This window comes from Streptomyces sp. NPDC039424 (genome assembly GCF_055639495.1).
This window is the reverse complement of record NZ_JBVKAI010000002.1, coordinates 272,448-290,926: the sequence shown is the minus strand read 5'-3', so window position 1 is coordinate 290,926 and position 18,479 is coordinate 272,448. Positions and strand designations below refer to the sequence as shown.

Sequence of the window (18,479 nt, the reverse complement as noted above, 5' to 3'; positions counted from 1 at the left end):
CCTACTCGGTCCGCAGGCCCTCCGGCCGCATCAGCCGGAGCAGGGGCGGCAGGCTGAGCAGGGTCACCGTGAGGACGACCGCCGCGCCCACGCCGGTCATCGACAGGACGCTCGCCCAGTCGACGCGCACCGGTGTGGCCGTCATACGGAGCAGTACCGCGCCCAGCGTCAGGCCCACCGTGGAGGCGAGGAGCAGACCGAGGGCGATCGGCACGGCCGTCTGCCACAGCACGGACAGGCCCAGCGTGCGGCGCCGGGTGCCGAACGCGACCAGGGCGGAGAGCAGCTTCTTGCGCTCGCGCAGCTGCTCCAGCTGCGACACCAGCAGGCTCGCGCCGATCAGCGCCAGCACACAGGCGGCGCCGACGAACAGGCCGGTGCGGATGGAGGTGAACTGCTCGGACTGCTCGGTGGACGACCACATCATGGCGTCCGCGATCGGGTCGATCTCCGCCGCCGTGTTGCGCGCGTACTCCTGAGCGTCCGGCACGGACTTGTCCAGCGACAGGAAGACCTCCCCGTACAGCGTCTCCGCCGCCCCTTCGGGCACCGCGCCGGGAGTCATCAGGAAGCCGCCGCGCCGCACGCTCGTGGGGTCCTTCACGGACCGGACCCGGTCGAGGTGCTGGGGCACGGTCCAGGCGATCTCGGCGCCCCGGTCACCGGAGTAGGTCGGGTCGATGTACAGCGTCCGGCCGGGACGCGCGAGGTTCGGCGTGTCGGTGTCGTACTCGCCCCCCTGGAGGACGAAGACATCACCGTCCCGGCAGGAGGGCAGGGCGGCCACCTCGCGCAGGGCGGCGCAGTCGCCGACGGTGATCTGGCTGGAGGTGCCGGGATCCCTGCGGGTGCTCGCGAGTTCGCCACTGGCCAGGGCGGTGGCCTTGCGCACGCCCTTGGTGCCGGTGAACTTCTCGGTCGCCGAGGCCAGTTCGACCCCGGTCGGCACGGCCACCTGCATCTGCGCCCGGGACAGATCGTTCGCCGACTGCTTGGTGTAGGCGCTGTCCACCCCGGAGAACAGCATCTGCAGCGCGATCGCCCCGGCCACCGCGACCGCGATGCCGTTGACCATGCGCGCGGCCGTGCCACTGCTCAACTGCAGCCTCCGGATCGCCAGTTGCCAGGCGACCCCGCCGGAGCCGAGACGGGCGACGACCGTTTCCACCACCCACGGCAGCAGCGCGGTGACGCCGACGAGCAGCAGGATGACGCCGCCGGCGACCAGGTACTGGTTGAAGTCCCCGTTGTCGCGGCCCTGCCCGATCATCGGGAAGAGCATCCCGAGCCCCGCGAGCGGCAGCAGCAGCCGCCACCACAGGCGCCGACGCGCCGGCCGTGTCGTACGGACCACTCCCAGCGGCTCGATGACCACCCCGCGCAGCGCGAACAGCGTGACCGCCACGGCCGCCGCCGGGACCGCGACCGCGACCAGCACGGCGAGCAGGGGGGAGGGGTTGAGGTAGCTGGGGAAGACGCTGACGTCGAGGAGGTCGACGGAACCCGCCGCCTGACGGCCGATCAGGAAGAAGACCGTGCCCAGGACCAGGCCGAGCAGGGAGCCCGCGAGGGCCTCGCCCGCCGCGATCCGGCGGGTCATCCGGCTGTCGGAGCCGACCAGCCGCAGCGCCGCCAGCCTGCGGTCGCGCCGCTCACCGCCGAACCGTACGGCCGCGGCGATGAACACGGCGACCGGCATCAGCAGCACGACGAAGACGACGAGGGTGAGCAGGACCAGCACCGGGTCCGTCCGCTCCGAGGACGGGTGCGGGTCGCCGTAGCGGTCGATGCGGTTCACCTGGGAGTGGTCGATCTTCGCCGCGAGCCCCTTGGCGCCCGCGTAGTAGGCGAGTTCGTGCGAGCCGACCAGCCCGCGCTCCGCGATGGTCCCGACGATCCGGTACGGCAGCCGCTCCCTGAGCAGCTTCCCCCCGTCGGAGGCGAGCAGCGACTTCAGCGCCGGGGACACCACCATCTCGCCGGTCGCCGGGTACTCCCGCACACCCGGCGGCAGCGGCGCGTGCGGCCCCTCCGGCTCCACCAGACGCCCGCGCACGGATCTGTCGCGGAACGTGGAGTCGATGTCGGCGATGACGAGGGTGTCGTCCGCCTTGGGCAGCGTCTTCTGGCTGTACGTGTAGTCCAGCCGGGCCTGTTCACGCTCGTGCCGCACCGACAGCGCGTTCGGAATGGCCGTCGTCAGCAGCAGCAGCGCCACGCCGAGCCCGACGCCGACGCCGGTCAGCAGCATCCGTACCCAGCCCTCGCGTCCGCCGGTGACGGCGAACCGGGCCCCCATGGCCAGATCCCTGGACCACTGCCGCACGCTCATACGGCGCGCTCCATGTCCCGTGACTTGCCGTCCCGTACGACGATCTCGCGGTCGGAGTAGGCGGCCACCCGGGCCTCGTGCGTGACCAGCACCACGGCGGCGTTGGTGGACCGGGCCGCCTCCGTCAGCAGCTCCATCACCCGCTCGCCGTTGAGCGAGTCGAGCGCGCCGGTCGGCTCGTCGGCGAAGAGCACCCGCGGGCTGGTGACCAGGGATCGCGCCACGGCGACCCGCTGCCCCTGGCCGCCGGAGACCTCGCCGGGCCGCTTGCCCTTCAGGTCGTCGACCTCCAGCCGCTCCATCCAGGTGAGCGCGGTCCGCTCGGCCTGCTTGCGGGAGGTGCCGTTCAGCCGCAGCGGCAGCGCCACGTTCTCCACGCAGGTGAGCTCCGGGACGAGCTGCCCGAACTGGAACACGAACCCGAAATCACTGCGCCTGAGCGCACTGCGCTGGGCGTCGCTCATGGTGGCGAGCTCCCGCCCGTCGTACGTGATCGAGCCCGAGTCGGGCGGCACGATCCCGGCGAGACAGTGCAGCAGCGTCGACTTGCCGGACCCGGAGGGCCCCATCACGGCGACGACCTCGCCGGGGTGGATGGAGAAGTCGGCGCCGTCCAGGGCCACGGTCGGCCCGTAGGCCTTGCGCAGCCCGTCGGCGGTGAGCAGGGAACCAGCGGGGGGGGCCATCATGCGGAGACCGCCTCTCGGAGCTTGTCGAGGCGCGCGGCGGTCAGCTCCAGCCAGCGCAGGTCGGCCTCGAGGTGGAACAGGGCGTGGTCGCAGATCAGCTGGTCCGCCAGATCGCCCTTGCGCTTGCGGTCGGTCAGGATCCGCATGCTGCGCAGGTGCTCGGCGCGCTGCGTGTCGAGGATGTCGGCCGCGTTCCGGTGCGTCAGCAGCGCGAGTACGACCTTGGTGTAGAGGGTCGACTGGAGGTACGGCTCCGGCTTCTCCGGCGTCGCCAGCCAGCGCTCCACATCGGTGATGCCGGCGTCGGTGATCGCGTACCGCTTGCGCTCGGGCCCGCCGCCCGCCTCGATCCCGTCGACCTCGACGAGGCCGTGCTTCAGCAGCCGGGACATCGTCGAGTAGACCTGGCCGTAGTGCAGCGGCCGGTCGTGACCGAACTTCTCGTCGAAGGCCCGCTTGAGGTCGTAGCCGTGTCGCGGGCCGGACTCCAGGAGCCCCAGAAGGGTGTGACCGATGGACATGACAGCACTCTACATAGGGTGTATACGTCGGGTGTATACGCGGAGTGCGCAGGCCGTGGCGGGGGGTGCGGGCGCGCAGGTGGGGGCCGATTGTCACGGTTCTGCTACACGGCCCGCTCCGCGGTCCGCCGCGGCGGCACCCGCTTTTTCACCCCGGAAGCAACCCTCCGACCTCGTCAGCCGTCGGTTCTCTTGGAACGGGGTGCTGATTGTCACGTCCGCAAAAGGGCGGATCGGAGCTCCTTTGTCATATACAGCGGTGTTAGCTTTCTGAGCTGACCTGAGACCGAAGCGGAGCGTAGGGGCCCATGGGACGAGCGGAAGAGAGACGAGCGCGGCAGCGCGGTGGCCACCGCGCGGCGCCCAAGCGCCGCTCGCAGCCCACCGGGAACGCCCAGGCCGCGGCGAACGCCCCCGCAACGGCGAACGCCGCGGCCGCCGCGGGGACCGGCAAGCCGGCCGCCGGCGGCAAGCCCGCCAAGGGCCGAATACGCCGGCTGTTCACCTGGAAGAAGATCCTCGGCACGTTCTTCGGACTGTGCCTGCTCTGCATCGGCGCCTTCATCGCGCTCTACCTGTCCGTGGACATCCCGGCAGGCAACGTGGCCGCACAGCAGCAGAGCAACATCTACAAGTACAGCGACGGCACGATCCTGGCCCGGGACGGCAAGGTCGACCGGGAGGCCGTGGACCTGGCGAAGGTGCCGAAGAAGGTCCAGATGACCTTCGTGGCCGCCGAGAACAAGAACTTCTACCACGACCACGGCGTGGACCTGAAGGGCACCGCCCGCGGACTGCTCAACACGCTGGCGGGCAAGGGCAAGCAGGGTGGTTCGACCATCACCCAGCAGTACGTCAAGAACTACTACCTGAACCAGGACCAGACCGTCACCCGCAAGCTCAGGGAACTGGTCATCTCCTTGAAGGTGGAACGCGAGAAGAGCAAGGACGAGATCCTCGCGGGCTACATCAACACCAGCTACTACGGCCGCAGCGCCTACGGCATCCAGGCCGCCGCCCGCGCCTACTACCAGGTCGACGCCGAAAAGCTCAGCGTCGCACAGGGCGCGTACCTCGCCGCGCTGCTCCAGGCGCCGAGCCAGTACGACTGGGCGGCCGCGTCCCCCACCGGCAAGAAGCTGGTCACGGCGCGCTGGAACTACGTCCTGGACAACATGGTCGAGGAGCACTGGCTGGACGCCGCCAAGCGCAAGGACATGCACTTCCCCAAGCCCAAGGAGCCGAAGGGCGCCCCCGGCATGGAGGGCCAGAAGGGCTATCTGGTCGCGCTCGCCAACTCGCAGCTGGCACAGCAGCTGATGAAGGACGAGGGCATCTCCCGGACCGACGCCGAGGCGAAGGTCGAGAGACAGGGCTGGACCATCACCCTGAACATCGACAAGAAGAAGCAGGCGCAGCTGGAGAAGGCGGTCAAGTCCGAGCTGACCAGCAAGCTCAACCCGAAGAAGCGCAAGGTCGACGGCTACGTCCAGGCCGGGGCCGTGTCGGTCGACCCGAAGACGGGCAAGGTCGTCGCCCTGTACGGCGGCACGAACTACCTCACGCACTTCTACAGCAACGCCACCCGCCGGGACTTCCAGCCCGCGTCGACGTTCAAGCCGCTGATCCTCGCCGCCGCGATGGAGCAGGGCGCCCAGACGCAGGACGGCAAGCCGATCAACCCGGACACGATCTACGACGGCACCAGTCGCCGCCCGGTCGTGGACCACGGCACCAAGGTGGGCTTCGCGCCGCCGAACGAGGACGGCCGCAACTACGGCGACATCACCGTCCAGCAGGCGATGAACAGCTCCGTCAACTCCGTCTTCGCGCAGATGGGCGTGGACGTCGGCATGAAGAACGTCCTGGAGGTCGCGGGCGAACTGGGCATGGACACCGAGGACCTGGAGGCGGTGCCCGCGCAGACCCTGGGCACCATGGGCGCGAGCCCGCTGGAGATGGCCGGGGTGTACGCCACCCTCGACAACCACGGCGCCAAGGTGACCCCGTCGATCATCAAGTCGGCGGAGAAGAAGGGCCGTTCGCCCGAGATCCCCAACCCGATCGGCAGCCAGGTGATCAGCCGTACCGCCGCCGACACGGTCACCTCGGTGCTGACCGGCGTGGTCGACGACGGTACGGCCAATGAGTCGGTGGCGCGGAACCCGCTGCGCAACGGCCAGCAGGTGGCCGGCAAGACCGGTACCTCCGACGAGAACCGGTCGGCCTGGTTCACCGGCTACACGCCCGACCTGGTCACCTCCGTCGGCCTGTTCGGCGAGAACCCCAAGACCCACGAGCACGTGCCCCTGACGGGCGCGACCGGCCTGCTCAAGCCCCCCGGACGGATCAACGGTGGCGGTTACCCGGCGAAGATCTGGGCGGTGTACACCTTCGGGGTCACGCACAAGGCCAAGTTCGACCTGAACACCACCCAGGGCGCCGCGGTCGAGCCGACCAGGACCCCGACCTTCTCCCAGTCGCCGACCGAGACCGAGTCCGCGCCGCCCTCCTCCGCGCCGCCGTCCTCCGCGTCGCCGTCCTCCGCGACACCGTCGCAGCCCCCGACGAGCAGCAAGCCGCCGACCTCCTCCGCGCCACCGACGTCGTCCGCGCCACCGACCCCGTCGAACACCCCGACGGGCGGCATCACGGACAACCCGCTCAACCCGGGAAGCGCCGGTCAGTAGGCCGAGCGGCTCTGAACCGGCCCAGGGCCTGTCCGGCGTTCCGCCGGACAGGCCCTAACTGCGGTTCAGCTCGAACCAGACCACCTTGCCGGTGCTCAGGCGCGTCGCGCCCCAGCGCCGGGCCAGCCGGTTCACCAGGTACAGCCCGCGCCCGCCCTCGTCCGTGGCCCGTGCCTGGCGCAGCCGCGGCAGCTGGGGCACGTCGTCGCCGACCTCGCAGCGCAGCACGTCGGTGCGCAGCAGACGCAGGGTGACCGGGCGGGACGCGTAGCGGACGGCGTTGGTGACGACCTCGCTGACCAGGAGCTCGACCGAGTCGCTGAGCTCCTCCAGGCCCCAGCGGGCCAGCGCGCGCCGGGCCAGCCGGCGGGCCCGGCCGGGGGCCGCGTCCTCCGGCTCCAGGAACCAGTAGGCCACGTCGCTCGGCGCGATCCCGTCGAAGCGGGCGGCGAGCAGCGCGATGTCGTCGTCCCGGTCGCCCGGGCCGAGCATGTCGAGCACCTCGTCGCACAGGGCTTCCAGGGGCGGCGGATGGTCGGGCCCCGTGAGCTGGGCGGTCGCGGCGAGCCGCTCGCGCAGCTGCTCTATGCCGGTCCACACGTCCCTGAGGCGGGACTCCACCAGGCCGTCGGTGTAGAGGAGCAGCGTGGCCCCGGCGGGCGCGTCCAGCTCGACGGCCTCGAAGTCGACGCCGCCGACGCCGATGGGCGCGCCCGGCGGCACCCGCAGCACCTCGGCCCGGCCGCCCAGGTGCAGCAGGACGGGCGGGGGATGGCCGGCGTTGGCGATGGTGATGCGGTGCGAGACCGGGTCGTACACGGCGTACAGGCAGGTCGCCATCCGGTCGGTGCCCAGCCGCTGGGCCTGTTCGTCCAGATGGTGCAGCACCTCCTGCGGGGGCAGATCGAGCCCGGCGAGGGTCTGGGCGGTCGTGCGCAGCTGGCCCATGATCGCCGCCGAGGTCATGGAGTGGCCCATGACGTCACCGACGACCAGCGCGACCCGGCTGCCGGGCAGCGGGATCGCGTCGTACCAGTCGCCGCCGACCCGTGCGGTCTCGGCGGCCGGCAGATAGCGGGAGGCCAGCCGGACGCCGGTCGGGCGGGGGAGGGTCTCGGGCAGCATGGTGCGCTGCAGCTCGTCGGCGATGTACGCCTCACGGCCGTACAGCACCGCCTTGTCGATGCCGAGGGCGCTGTGCGTGGCCAGCTGGGCGGCGACCAGCAGGTCGTCGGCCTCGAACGCCGGCCGCTCCGGACGGCGCAGGAACAGCGCGGCCCCGATCACCCGGCGGCGTCCGCGCAGCGGCGCGAGGATCGCGTGCTGTCCCTCGGGCACCACGGACTCGCCACCCTCGCCCAGGAGCTCGGGCAGCGCGGCGCGCGCGGCGGGGGAGTCGGCGAACACCGGCCGCACCCCGCGCAGCACCTCGTTGAGCGCGCCGCCGGGCCGCACCTCGCACAGTTCGGCGGTCACCGAGGACAGCTCCGGGAGGTCGCTCTCCGGGGCCGGCGCGGGCAGGAAGCCGCCTTCGGTGTCCCGCTCCTCCGGGATCCGGTCGGTGCGGCGCAGCCGCAGCACCACGGGCCCGGTGGGGCGTTCGTCGCCGACCGGCAGCGGGTCGCGCAGATAGACCAGGATCGCGTCGGAGAAGGTGGGCACGGTCGCCCGGCACAGCCCCATCACGATCTCGTCGAGGTCGATGCCGCGGGCGATCCGCCGGGTCGCGGCGCCCACGAAGCGCAGCCGGTCACCGTCCCGTCGCATCGGCAGGGGCCGCCCCGGCGGCAGTCCACGCCCGGTACGGCGCTCCTGGCCGCCGGAGCCCGGATCCGCCTCGGCGCCCGGCTGGGCCGGGATGGTCTCCGGCGCGGGGCGCGGGCGGTGGGCGTCCGGCTCGGCGGCGGACGGCTGGGCGTGCTCGGGGCCGTTGACTGGGAGCTCCTTCCCCTTGCCGCAGGGCGTGGTGGTAGCCGGCGAGGAGGGCGTCTCGCCGGCGCGGGCCTGTGCGGATAAGGCGGCGGGGCCGAGCGGTGCCGGGGTACGCAGGAGCGCCCCGCGGGGCTCCGCGGGGTCGAGGCCCGCCTGGGGGCGCTCGTAGGAGGTGGGCTGCTCCGTCACGCGTGTCGAATCCATCCGTCCGGGGCCGCGCGCCGGGCGCGCAGTTCGTCCCGCAGAAATCCCGATACCCGGAATACGTGCCCCAGGAACGGAATTCCCGCGTGGTCAGGGGCCGTGCCTGTGCCACCGGCGAACCGTCTCAGGTCCGCGGTGGTGTTGCCCTCGTACCACTCGCTCACGTCCTGCCGCCCCTCGGTGACGTTCGGTCAAGCCCGGTACCTGCCCCGGGAGTTGTGGTTGATCCTCCTTGCGGAGGACGATCCTACGGTTGTGTACCGGGGGCGCATCAAGGGTCTCATGAGGACACATGCGCGGGCGTACGGTCCCAGTCCTCCGGCAGAGACGGTACCGCCCAGGACGGGTCCGGGCGCCAGTGCTGCCAGCCGTCCGAGAACGGCGGGCCCCAGGCGCGGATCACCTCCACCGCCTCCCGCCCCGCCTCCCGCACCCGTTCGGCGAGCCGGGCGTCCATCAGGCCGTCCCGCTGGGCCTGCGCGAACTCGTCCTCGTCGCGCCAGTGCCAGGTACGGTCCGGGTGCACGGAGATGTCGAGGAAGTGGTCCTCGGAGTCGACCCCGCCGTCCCACCGGGCCAGCGGTTCCTCGAGATTGACGTACCAGTTCTTGAACCGCCAGCCCGGCTCCCAGAACAGCCACACCGACCACGGCTCACCGGGCCGCGCCAGCTTCAGCACGCCCGTCCCGAACCAGCGGTCGCGCTGCACCGAGCGCGGCTTGGTGTAGCGCGACTGGAGCGGCTCCAGGTGCACGGGGGTGCCGTCGGCGAGCACCGGCCGCACGCACTCGGTGCCCGGCGCCATCCACACGGCGAGCAGTTCCGCGTCGTCCTGTACGACGGTCACGGGGCGCGCGATGTGGAAGCGGTCGCCGGCGTTCTCCCGGTACCGCCACAGGATCTGACTCCCGGGCGCCCAGAAGGCCGAGGCACCGCCCGCTTCCCCGCGTTCCACGCGTCTCACCGCTCCACCGTCTGCCATGCACAGATATTAGGTGCCCGAGGCATACGACGCTGCGGCGCGCGTCACGGTTCCGGCCGGGCGGCGCGAATGGTTCCCCGCCGGTTACGGGTGCGTCATACGCAGGACATCCAGCGCCTCGTCCAGCTGCTCCCGGGTCAGGTCGCCGCGTTCGACGTACCCGCTCTCGAGCACCACCTGACGGATCGTCTTACGTTCCGCGAGGGCCTTCTTGGCCACCTTGGCGGCCTCCTCGTACCCGATGTACTTGTTGAGCGGCGTGACCACGGAGGGCGAGGACTCGGCGTACTCGCGCGCGCGCTCGCGGTGGGCGACGATGCCGTCCACGGTGCGGTCGGCGAGCAGCCGGGTGACGTTGGCCAGCAGCCGGATGGACTCCAGCACGTTCTTGGCGATGACCGGGAGCATGACGTTGAGCTCGAAGTTCCCGGACGCGCCGGCCGTGGTGATGGTGGCGTCGTTGCCGATGACCTGGGCCGCCACCATGAGGACGGCCTCCGGGATGACCGGATTCACCTTCCCCGGCATGATCGAGGAGCCGGGCTGGAGGTCGGGCAGGGAGATCTCGGCGAGCCCGGTCATCGGCCCGGACGCCATCCACCGCAGGTCGTTGGCGATCTTCGTCAACCCGACCGCGATGGTCCTGAGCTGACCGCTCGTCTCCACGATCCCGTCCCGGGCGCCCTGCGCCTCGAAGTGGTCCCGGGCCTCGGTGAGCGGCAGCCCCGTGACCCGGGCGACCTCCGCGATCACCGCGGCGGAGAACCCCGGCCGGGTGTTGATGCCGGTCCCGACGGCGGTACCGCCCAGCGGCAGCTCCGCGAGCCGCGGCAGGGAGGCGTGCAGCCGCTCCACGCCGTGCCGCACCTGGGCGGCGTACCCGCCGAACTCCTGACCCAGGGTCACCGGTGTGGCGTCCATCAGATGCGTCCGCCCCGACTTCACGACGTCGGCGAACTCCTCGCTCTTGCGGCCGAGCGAAGAGGCGAGGTGCTCCAGGGCCGGGATCAGGTCATGGGTGACGGCGGCGGTGGCGGCGATGTGGATGGAGGACGGGAAGACGTCGTTGGACGACTGCGAGGCGTTGACGTGGTCGTTCGGGTGCACGGGCCGGCCCAGCCGCTCCGTCGCCAGCGTGGCGATGACCTCGTTGGTGTTCATGTTGGACGAGGTCCCCGACCCCGTCTGGAACACGTCCACCGGGAAGTGCGCGTCCCACTTCCCCTCGGCGACCTCCGCCGCCGCCTCCTGGATCGCCTCCGCCACGTCCTTGTCGACCACCCCGAGCTCGGCGTTCACCTTCGCCGCCGCCCCCTTGATCCGGGCCAGCGCCTCGATGTGGGCCCGCTCGATGCGCTGCCCGGAGACGGGGAAGTTCTCGACGGCACGCTGAGTCTGGGCACGCCACTTGGCGTCCGCCGGGACACGTACCTCGCCCATGGAATCGTGCTCGATCCGGTATTCGCTCATACCCGGTACAGCGATCGGGGCGCCGGGGATGTTCCGGCCCGACCCTCTCTTCAGCCCGAACGGGGGTCCAGGGGGCGGAGTCCGGCAGGGGCGGCGGGTGCGCAATCTCGGCTGCGGCGCCGGTTCCTGGAAGTCGTTCGGCTTGTTCGTCCGGCGGCACCCACCAGCCCGTCCGGCGTTTGAGGACGAGGCCGGCAGTCCGAAGGGGGGTCTGGGGCGGAGCCCCGGGCGGGGTTGAAGGGGCGGCAGCCCCTGGGGGTGGGACGGGTAGGGGCGGCGGGGGCGCAATCCCTCCCCGGCCGCCCCGACGGCGCTACGCCAGCCCCGGCCCCCGCACCGGGATCGACGTGAACGTCGGCTGCGGCGCCGGGTCCTGGAAGAAGTCGTTGCCCTTGTTCGTCCGACGGCACCACTCAGCCCGTCCTGCGTTTGAGGACGAGGCCCGTTCGGGGCCGAGCGGGGGTCTGGGGGCGGAGCCCCCAGGGCCGGGGGCGAAGGGGCGGCGCCCCTGGGGATGGGACGGGTAGGGGCGGCGGGGGCGAGATCCATCCCCCGCCGCACCAGAGGCACTACGCCAGGCCGGGGCCCCGTACGGGAATCGAAGTGAACGTCGGAGCCGGAGCGGGATCTTGGAAGAAGTCGTTGCCCTTGTCGTCCACCACGATGAACGCCGGGAAGTCCTCGACCTCGATCTTCCAGACCGCCTCCATGCCGAGCTCCTCGTACTCGACGACCTCGACCTTCTTGATGCAGTCCTGGGCGAGACGGGCGGCGGGCCCGCCGATGGAGCCGAGGTAGAAGCCGCCGTGGGCGTCGCACGCGGCGGTGACCTGCTTGCTGCGGTTGCCCTTGGCCAGCATCACCTTCGAGCCGCCCGCCGCCTGGAACTGCTCGACGTAGGAGTCCATCCGCCCGGCCGTGGTCGGGCCGAAGGAACCGGAGGCGTAGCCCTCGGGGGTCTTCGCCGGGCCCGCGTAGTACACCGGATGGTCCTTCAGGTACTGCGGCATCTCCTCACCCGCGTCCAGCCGCTCCTTGATCTTGGCGTGCGCGATGTCGCGGGCCACGACCAGGGGGCCGGAGAGGGACAGGCGGGTCTTCACCGGGTACTTGGTCAGCTCGGCGAGGATGTCGTCCATCGGCTGGTTCAGGTCGATGCGTACGACGTCGCCGTCCTGCTCCAGGTGCTCGTCCGTGGTCTCGGGCAGGAACCGCGCCGGGTCCGTCTCCAGCTGCTCCAGGAAGACGCCCTCCGCCGTGATCTTCGCGACCGCCTGACGGTCGGCCGAGCAGGACACGGCGATGGCGACCGGGCAGGACGCGCCGTGGCGGGGGAGGCGGACGACCCGTACGTCGTGGCAGAAGTACTTGCCGCCGAACTGCGCGCCGATCCCGATCCGCTGGGTGAGCTCGAAGACCTTCTGCTCCAGCTCCTTGTCCCGGAAGCCGTGACCGAGCTCGGAGCCCTCGGCCGGGATCTCGTCCAGGTAGTGCGCGGAGGCGTACTTCGCGGTCTTCAGGGCGTACTCGGCGGACGTACCGCCGACGACGATCGCCAGGTGGTAGGGCGGGCAGGCGGCCGTGCCCAGCGAACGGATCTTCTCCTCCAGGAACTTCATCATGGAGGCCTCGTTCAGGACGGCCTTCGTCTCCTGGTACAGGAACGACTTGTTGGCGGAGCCGCCGCCCTTGGCCATGAACAGGAACTTGTACGCGCCGCCGTCGGTGGCGTACAGCTCGATCTGCGCGGGGAGGTTGGAACCGGTGTTCTTCTCCTCCCACATGGTCAGCGGGGCCATCTGCGAGTAGCGCAGGTTCAGCCGGGTGTACGCGTCGAAGATGCCGCGGCTGAGGGCCTCCTCGTCACGGCCCTCGGTCAGCACGTTCTGCCCGCGCTTGCCCATGACGATCGCCGTGCCGGTGTCCTGGCACATGGGCAGCACGCCCGCCGCCGCGATGTTCGCGTTCTTCAGCAGGTCGAGCGCGACGAACTTGTCGTTGCCGGACGCCTCGGGGTCGTCGATGATGCGGCGCAGCTGCGCCAGATGGGCCGGGCGCAGATAGTGCTGGATGTCGTGGATGGCCTCCTCGGCCAGCTTGCGCAGCGCCTCCGGCTCCACCTTGAGGAAGGTCCGCCCGTCGGCCTCGAAGGTGGAGACACCCTCGGAGGTCACCAGCCGGTAGGGGGTGGTGTCCTCTCCCTGGGGGAGCAGATCGGTGTACGCGAACTCAGGCATCTCAGCCCATTCCTCACTCTACGGACGGCGGCCCGCCGACGCTGGCGGGCGCCCACCAGCGTAGAACCTGCCGCTGACGGCGAGCCTGTGAGGTAAGGCTCAGTTCGGCACGCCGAGGTTGTCCACACCCCTGGTCGCGATCTATCGCGTTTCGCTACGCTGCTGTCCGTGGACCTTCACAAGCAGACCGAACCGCGCGTCACCGAACTGCGCGCCTCGGACGCCGACCGTGACCGCATCGCCGACATCCTGCGGGACGCCCTCGCCGAGGGGCGTCTGACCGCCGACGAGCACGCCGAGCGTGTGGAGGGGGTGCTGAGCGCCAAGACGGTCGGTGAGCTGGAGGCCTTCATACGGGACCTGCCCGCCGCCCACGAGCGCCAGGCGCCCCCGGCCTACACGCCGGTACCGCCCCGCCCGACCGCCGGCGCGATACCGGCCGAGGCGGACGCCCACGTGGTGGCGGTGTTCAGCAGCGCCGTCCGCCGGGGCCGCTGGCGCGCCGGGCGACGGCTGCACGCGTACGCCGTCTTCGGCACCGTCGAGATCGACCTCAGTGAGGCGATCTTCGAGTACCAGCAGGTCGTGATCAAGGCCGTGTCGGTCTTCGGCAACGTCGAGATACGCGTCCCGGAGAACGTGTCGCTGCGCGGCACCGGCGGCGGTGTGCTCGGCGCCTTCGAGGTGGACACGCTGGATTCGGTCGAGTCCGACGCCCCCGTCGTGTACGTGGACGGATGGGCCGTGCTGGGCAACGTGGAGGCGCGGCCGAAGCGGGGCAAGCTCGTCTCGGACATCCTCGACCGCGTGCAGCGAAAGGTCGACAAGGGTTTGCGCAAACACCTGGACCGTTGACGGTCGTGAAGACGACCGGAAACGGAACGATTCGGTCCTTCGACAGCCGGCGCACAGGGTCGCGAACCAGCCGCCGCACTCCCGCGGCCCGGAACGCAGTGCATAGGCGCGCGCACAGCGGGTAGGGCTTGCTGCATCGTCTCTCGCTCGCGAAGCCGTCGTCAGGAGTAGACCGTGCTGCAACCGCCGCATTCGTCCCTGCAGGTAGCCGCCGTTCCGGCCCAGCGGGTGCCGGAGCGGGACAGGGACCAAGACGCCCCCTGGCACACCGAGGCGGTGTGCCGGCGCGACGAGGCCGGCCTGTTCTTCGCACCTTCCAAGGAACCCACCGCCGCCCGGCTGTCGCGCGAGGAAGCGGCCAAGCGGGTCTGCGCGCGCTGCCCGGTGATGGTCGAGTGTCGCGAACACGCGCTGCTCCAGCCCGAGCCGTACGGCGTCTGGGGCGGGCTGACCGCCGCCGAACGCCGTGTGGTCCTCGCCCGGCGCCGCCGCCGCGACATGGAACTCAAGAAGGCGGCACGTGCGACGAGCCGCATAGCCGCGGCGGGTTAGCCGAGCTCACCCGCATGTGAATGGGGCGCCCCCTCCGCACCGGGAGCGCCCCATTCACGTAGGACCTTCTTCTTCGCCCTGTCTTCTACTTCGCCCTGTCGAAGTCGATGGCGCTGTAGGCCCGCAGCTTGCTCAGCCGGTGCTCGGAGTCGATCCTCCGCACCGTGCCGGACCGCGACCGCATCACGATCGAGTCGGTCGTCGCGGTCTCCGACCGGTACCGCACGCCGCGCAGCAGCTCGCCGTCGGTGATCCCGGTGGCGACGAAGAACACGTTCTCGCCGGTCACCAGGTCCTCCGTGGTCAGCACCCGGTCGAGGTCGTGCCCGGCGTCGATCGCCCGCTGCCGCTCCTCGTCGTCCTTGGGCCACAGCTTGCCCTGGATGGTGCCGCCCAGGCACTTCACGGCGCAGGCCGAGATGATGCCCTCGGGGGTGCCGCCGATGCCGAGCAGCAGGTCGATGCCGGTGCCCTCGCGCAGCGCCAGGATCGAGCCGGCCACATCGCCGTCGGAGATCAGCTTGATCCGGGCGCCGGTCTCCCGGATCTCCTTGATGATGCCCTCGTGCCGGGGGCGGTCGAGGATCACCACGGTGACGTCCTCGGGCGTGGCCCGCTTGGCCTTGGCGACCCGGCGGATGTTGACCGACACGGGCGCGTCGATGTCGACGAAGTCGGCGGCCTCGGGGCCGGTGACCAGCTTGTCCATGTAGAAGACGGCGGACGGGTCGAACATCGCGCCGCGCTCGGTGGCCGCGAGGACGGCGATCGCGTTGGGCATGCCCTTGGCGGTCAGCGTGGTGCCGTCGATCGGGTCCACGGCGATGTCGACCTCGGGCCCGGTCCCGTCGCCGACGCGCTCGCCGTTGAAGAGCATCGGGGCCTCGTCCTTCTCGCCCTCGCCGATGACGACCACGCCGTTCATCGACACGGTGGAGACGAGGGTCCGCATGGCGCGCACCGCGGCGCCGTCGGCGCCGTTCTTGTCGCCGCGCCCGACCCAGCGGCCCGCGGCCATCGCCGCGGCTTCGGTCACCCGGACGAGCTCCAGGGCGAGGTTGCGGTCGGGTGCCTCGGAAGGCACATCCAGTTCGGAGGGCAGGTGATGATGCTCGGTCATCGGAGCGCACCTTTCTGATACGACGACGGCCGGATGAGGGTGATGCCCCCGACTCTATCGTTAGGCAGACAAAATGAGCAGGGGACCCCACGGATGAGCGCGTCGGGCACCTGCGACGATAGAGGGCGTGGCAGGTACGAAAGGCAAGCAGAAGACGGCCCGGGACATGATCCTCTCCCTGGGCCTGATCGGGATCGCGGCGGGGGTCATCTACCTCTTCGTCCCGCATGACGACCACGCTCCTGAGCTCAAGCGGGTCGACTACCGGGTCGAGCTCCTGACGGCGCGCCGCGCCGCGGACTACCCGGTCGCCGCGCCCGAGGGCCTGCCCGGTTCCTGGAAGGCGACCTCCGTCCGTTTCCAGGGTGACGACTTCGACCGCTGGCATCTGGGTTTCCAGAATCCCGACGGTCAGTACGTGACGGTGGAGCAGTCCACTCAGAAGCGCGCGGACTTCATCGACAGCGCCAGCCAGGGCGCCAAGGCGACCAAGGTCACCCAGAGCATCGACGGCCGGACGTGGACGCGCTACTCCGGTGGCCGTTACGAAGCCCTGGTGCTGGAGGACACCCCCGGCTCCACGACGGTGGTGGCGGGCACGGCGTCGTTCGCGGAGCTCACGAAGATGGCCGAGGCGCTGAAGATGGCGTGAGCGCCCGCACCCGCGACATGACCGAGGCCCCCGGCAGCTGCCGGGGGCCTCGGTCATGTCGTGCGGGGCCGCTCAGACGGTGGTGACGACCTCGTCGTACGCCAGTCGCGGCGAGCGCGGGTAGGAGGCGCCCTCGCCCGGCCTGCCGATGTTGACGATCACCAGCGGGGTGTGGTCGTCGTCCAGGAACTCCTTGCGGACGCCCTCGGGGTCGAAGCCGGTCATCGGGCCGGCGGCCAGACCGGCGGCGCGGACACCGACGATGAAGTACGCGGCCTGCAGGGCGGCGTTCAGCGTGGCGGAGCGCTCACGCACCGGACGCTCGGCGAAGAAGGCGTCCTTGGCCTGCGGGAAGGCCGGGAACAGGTGCGGCAGCTCCTCGTGGAACTCGTTGTCCGCGGCGAGGATCGCGACCAGCGGGGCGGCGCCGGTCTTGGCCCGATTGCCCTCGGCCATGTGCGGGAGCAGGCGCTCGCGGGCCTCGGGGGAGCGGACCAGCGTGATGCGCAGCGGGGTCTGGTTGAAAGCGGTCGGACCGAACTTGACCAGGTCGTAGATCGCCTGCACCTGCTCCTCGGTCACCGGCTCGTCGGTGAAGGCGTTGGCGGTGCGGGCCTCGCGGAAGAGCAGGTCCTGGGCGGCGGGGTCAAGAGCGAGGGGCATGGCTGAACTCTCTACGGGTGACGTCCGGATCCGGGGTACCGGACCGGCTGACGGCACGACCGTACGTCAAGGAAGTTCAAGGTTCAACCAATGCCGGAGCATGGTGATCCGCTTCACAGCCGCCGCTGCTGCTACTCCTTCGCCGCTTCCTCTTCCTCCTCGGCCAGCGCCGCGTCCAGCCGGGCCCGCGCCCCCTCCAGCCAGCGCCGGCAGACCTTGGCCAGCTCCTCGCCCCGCTCCCAGAGCGCGAGGGACTCCTCCAGCGTCGTACCGCCCGCCTCCAGCCGCCGTACGACCTCGATCAGCTCGTCCCGCGCCTGCTCGTAGCCGAGCGCCTCATCCACCTTGCCGGTCATCCACCCACCCTATGTGTCCACTCGTACGGAGAACTCGCCCTCGGCGACCCGCGCGCGCAGCGCCTCGTCCGCCGTCACCTCGCCCGGGTCGCGCACCACATGGCCGTCGGCCTTCTGCAGCACCGCGTACCCCCGCTTCAGGGTCGCGGCGGGGGAGAGGGCCACCACGCGCGCGTGCGTGTGCGTCAGCTCCGAGTCGGCGCGGTCGAGGAGATGACCGAGGGTCCGGCGGCCCCGGTCGGCGAGGGACGCCACATGGTCGGCGCGCTCGTCGATCATCCGGTGCGGATCCTCCATGCAGGGCCGCGACAGCGCATGCGCGAGCCCCCGCTCCTCACGCTCCACCAGCGCCGTCGCACACCGCCGCGCCCGGCCTCGCAGCATCCGCACCCGCTCCAGCTCCTCGCTCACGTCCGGCACGACCTTCTTGGCGGCGTCGGTCGGGGTGGAGGCGCGCAGATCGGCCACGTGATCCAGCAGCGGATTGTCCGGCTCGTGCCCGATCGCGGACACCACGGGCGTACGACAGGCGGCCACGGCCCGGACCAGCTGCTCGTCGGAGAAGGGCAGCAGATCCTCCACGCTGCCGCCGCCGCGGGCCACGATGATCACGTCGACCTCGGCGTTCTCGTCCAGCTCCTTCACCGCCTGCACGACCTGCGGGACGGCGTGCACGCCCTGCACGGCGACGTTGCGCACCTCGAAGCGGACGGCGGGCCAGCGGTGGCGGGCGTTCTCCAGCACGTCCCGCTCCGCGGCGGAGGCACGGCCGCAGACCAGCCCGATGAGCTGCGGCAGGAACGGCAGCGGCTTCTTCCGCTCGGGCGCGAACAGCCCCTCTCCCGCCAGGGTCTTCTTCAGCTGCTCCAGCCGGGCCAGCAGCTCCCCGACCCCCACCGGCCTTATCTCGGCGGCCCGCAGCGACAGCTGCCCGCGCGGGGCGTACCACTCGGGCTTCGCGAGCACGACGACACGCGCCCCCTCGCCGACCACGTCGGCGACGGCGTCGAACACCTGCCGGTAGCAGGTGACGCTCACGGAGATGTCGTACGACGGGTCGCGCAGGGTCAGGAACACCACCCCGGCACCCGGCCGCCGCGACAACTGCGTGATCTGCCCCTCGACCCACACGGCCCCGAGCCGGTCGATCCAGCCCCCGATGAGCCGCGAGACCTCGCCGACGGGGAGCGGGGCGTCCGCGGACGTGTTCACAGCCATGCGCCC

General features: G+C 71.1%; 15 protein-coding genes. 4 read left to right on the top strand and 11 right to left on the bottom strand.

Translation table 11 applies throughout. The features are described 5' to 3' along the window. Position 1: 1 nt before the first annotated feature. From ACZ7L0_RS06145 to ACZ7L0_RS06135, 3 genes are read right to left on the bottom strand one after another with little or no spacing between them, the layout of a single operon-like run. A complete protein-coding gene (locus ACZ7L0_RS06145) occupies positions 2-2,332 on the bottom strand; it encodes an ABC transporter permease (RefSeq protein ID WP_471241225.1) in 2,331 nt (776 codons plus the stop codon). After that, positions 2,329-3,018 carry an ABC transporter ATP-binding protein gene (locus tag ACZ7L0_RS06140; protein ID WP_471241597.1) on the bottom strand — a complete coding sequence of 230 codons (690 nt, stop codon included), beginning with the start codon at positions 3,016-3,018 and terminating at the stop codon, positions 2,329-2,331. The genes ACZ7L0_RS06145 and ACZ7L0_RS06140 overlap by 4 nt, the downstream gene beginning before the upstream one ends. After that, positions 3,018-3,542 (bottom strand): PadR family transcriptional regulator, encoded by a 525-nt coding sequence (locus ACZ7L0_RS06135; protein WP_471241224.1) that lies wholly within the window; start codon positions 3,540-3,542, stop codon positions 3,018-3,020. The genes ACZ7L0_RS06140 and ACZ7L0_RS06135 overlap by 1 nt, the downstream gene beginning before the upstream one ends. A gap of 308 nt (positions 3,543-3,850) precedes the next feature. On the opposite strand from ACZ7L0_RS06135, the gene ACZ7L0_RS06130 reads away from it, so the two are divergent. Beyond that, positions 3,851-6,232: a transglycosylase domain-containing protein gene (locus tag ACZ7L0_RS06130; RefSeq protein ID WP_471241223.1), complete on the top strand. Its 2,382-nt coding sequence runs from the start codon at positions 3,851-3,853 to the stop codon at positions 6,230-6,232. A gap of 54 nt (positions 6,233-6,286) precedes the next feature. Here ACZ7L0_RS06130 and ACZ7L0_RS06125 read toward each other — a convergent pair whose 3' ends face one another. From ACZ7L0_RS06125 to ACZ7L0_RS06110, 4 genes are all read right to left on the bottom strand, one after another. Next, the gene (locus ACZ7L0_RS06125; protein ID WP_471241222.1) at positions 6,287-8,353 is read right to left on the bottom strand and encodes a SpoIIE family protein phosphatase; all 2,067 of its coding nucleotides are present in this window, start codon (positions 8,351-8,353) and stop codon (positions 6,287-6,289) included. Between the two features lie 295 nt (positions 8,354-8,648). Continuing rightward, the gene (gene fomD, locus ACZ7L0_RS06120; protein WP_471241221.1) at positions 8,649-9,350 is read right to left on the bottom strand and encodes a cytidylyl-2-hydroxypropylphosphonate hydrolase; all 702 of its coding nucleotides are present in this window, start codon (positions 9,348-9,350) and stop codon (positions 8,649-8,651) included. Positions 9,351-9,434: 84 nt separating this feature from the next. Next, positions 9,435-10,820, bottom strand: coding sequence for a class II fumarate hydratase (locus tag ACZ7L0_RS06115; protein WP_471241220.1), 1,386 nt, complete (start codon positions 10,818-10,820; stop codon positions 9,435-9,437). A 569-nt stretch (positions 10,821-11,389) separates the two neighbouring features. Continuing rightward, complete coding sequence (locus ACZ7L0_RS06110; RefSeq protein ID WP_471241219.1) at positions 11,390-13,057, bottom strand: fumarate hydratase; 1,668 nt, start codon at positions 13,055-13,057, stop codon at positions 11,390-11,392. A 168-nt stretch (positions 13,058-13,225) separates the two neighbouring features. Here ACZ7L0_RS06110 and ACZ7L0_RS06105 point away from each other — a divergent pair, with 168 nt between their 5' ends. Together ACZ7L0_RS06105 and ACZ7L0_RS06100 are read left to right on the top strand one after the other, a co-directional pair. Then, positions 13,226-13,912, top strand: a complete 687-nt coding sequence (locus ACZ7L0_RS06105) for a DUF1707 SHOCT-like domain-containing protein (RefSeq protein ID WP_471241218.1) — start codon at positions 13,226-13,228, stop codon at positions 13,910-13,912. 174 nt (positions 13,913-14,086) lie between these two features. After that, positions 14,087-14,464: a WhiB family transcriptional regulator gene (locus tag ACZ7L0_RS06100; RefSeq protein WP_471241217.1), complete on the top strand. Its 378-nt coding sequence runs from the start codon at positions 14,087-14,089 to the stop codon at positions 14,462-14,464. A gap of 85 nt (positions 14,465-14,549) precedes the next feature. On the opposite strand, the gene glpX is transcribed toward ACZ7L0_RS06100, so the two are convergent. Beyond that, the gene (gene glpX / locus ACZ7L0_RS06095) at positions 14,550-15,584 is read right to left on the bottom strand and encodes a class II fructose-bisphosphatase (protein WP_471241216.1); all 1,035 of its coding nucleotides are present in this window, start codon (positions 15,582-15,584) and stop codon (positions 14,550-14,552) included. Between the two features lie 127 nt (positions 15,585-15,711). On the opposite strand from glpX, the gene ACZ7L0_RS06090 reads away from it, so the two are divergent. Beyond that, complete coding sequence (locus ACZ7L0_RS06090; RefSeq protein ID WP_471241215.1) at positions 15,712-16,236, top strand: DUF4245 domain-containing protein; 525 nt, start codon at positions 15,712-15,714, stop codon at positions 16,234-16,236. A 72-nt stretch (positions 16,237-16,308) separates the two neighbouring features. On the opposite strand, the gene ACZ7L0_RS06085 is transcribed toward ACZ7L0_RS06090, so the two are convergent. The 3 genes from ACZ7L0_RS06085 to xseA form a co-directional block, all read right to left on the bottom strand. Beyond that, positions 16,309-16,899 carry a malonic semialdehyde reductase gene (locus tag ACZ7L0_RS06085; protein WP_471241214.1) on the bottom strand — a complete coding sequence of 197 codons (591 nt, stop codon included), beginning with the start codon at positions 16,897-16,899 and terminating at the stop codon, positions 16,309-16,311. A 131-nt stretch (positions 16,900-17,030) separates the two neighbouring features. Beyond that, positions 17,031-17,255 (bottom strand): exodeoxyribonuclease VII small subunit, encoded by a 225-nt coding sequence (locus tag ACZ7L0_RS06080; protein WP_471241213.1) that lies wholly within the window; start codon positions 17,253-17,255, stop codon positions 17,031-17,033. Between the two features lie 9 nt (positions 17,256-17,264). Further along, positions 17,265-18,473: an exodeoxyribonuclease VII large subunit gene (gene xseA / locus ACZ7L0_RS06075; RefSeq protein WP_471241212.1), complete on the bottom strand. Its 1,209-nt coding sequence runs from the start codon at positions 18,471-18,473 to the stop codon at positions 17,265-17,267. Positions 18,474-18,479 lie beyond the last annotated feature (6 nt).

Excerpts from the sequence above, each read along its gene's own strand:
- glpX (WP_471241216.1), bottom strand. The coding sequence starts at position 15,584 with ATGACCGAGCATCATCACCTGCCCTCCGAACTGGATGTGCCTTCCGAG.
- fomD (WP_471241221.1), bottom strand. The coding sequence starts at position 9,350 with ATGGCAGACGGTGGAGCGGTGAGACGCGTGGAACGCGGGGAAGCGGGC.
- ACZ7L0_RS06115 (WP_471241220.1), bottom strand. The coding sequence starts at position 10,820 with ATGAGCGAATACCGGATCGAGCACGATTCCATGGGCGAGGTACGTGTC.
- ACZ7L0_RS06080 (WP_471241213.1), bottom strand. The coding sequence starts at position 17,255 with ATGACCGGCAAGGTGGATGAGGCGCTCGGCTACGAGCAGGCGCGGGAC.
- ACZ7L0_RS06110 (WP_471241219.1), bottom strand. The coding sequence starts at position 13,057 with ATGCCTGAGTTCGCGTACACCGATCTGCTCCCCCAGGGAGAGGACACC.
- ACZ7L0_RS06085 (WP_471241214.1), bottom strand. The coding sequence starts at position 16,899 with ATGCCCCTCGCTCTTGACCCCGCCGCCCAGGACCTGCTCTTCCGCGAG.
- ACZ7L0_RS06140 (WP_471241597.1), bottom strand. The coding sequence starts at position 3,018 with ATGGCCCCCCCCGCTGGTTCCCTGCTCACCGCCGACGGGCTGCGCAAG.
- ACZ7L0_RS06145 (WP_471241225.1), bottom strand. The coding sequence starts at position 2,332 with ATGAGCGTGCGGCAGTGGTCCAGGGATCTGGCCATGGGGGCCCGGTTC.
- xseA (WP_471241212.1), bottom strand. The coding sequence starts at position 18,473 with ATGGCTGTGAACACGTCCGCGGACGCCCCGCTCCCCGTCGGCGAGGTC.
- ACZ7L0_RS06130 (WP_471241223.1), top strand. The coding sequence starts at position 3,851 with ATGGGACGAGCGGAAGAGAGACGAGCGCGGCAGCGCGGTGGCCACCGC.
- ACZ7L0_RS06135 (WP_471241224.1), bottom strand. The coding sequence starts at position 3,542 with ATGTCCATCGGTCACACCCTTCTGGGGCTCCTGGAGTCCGGCCCGCGA.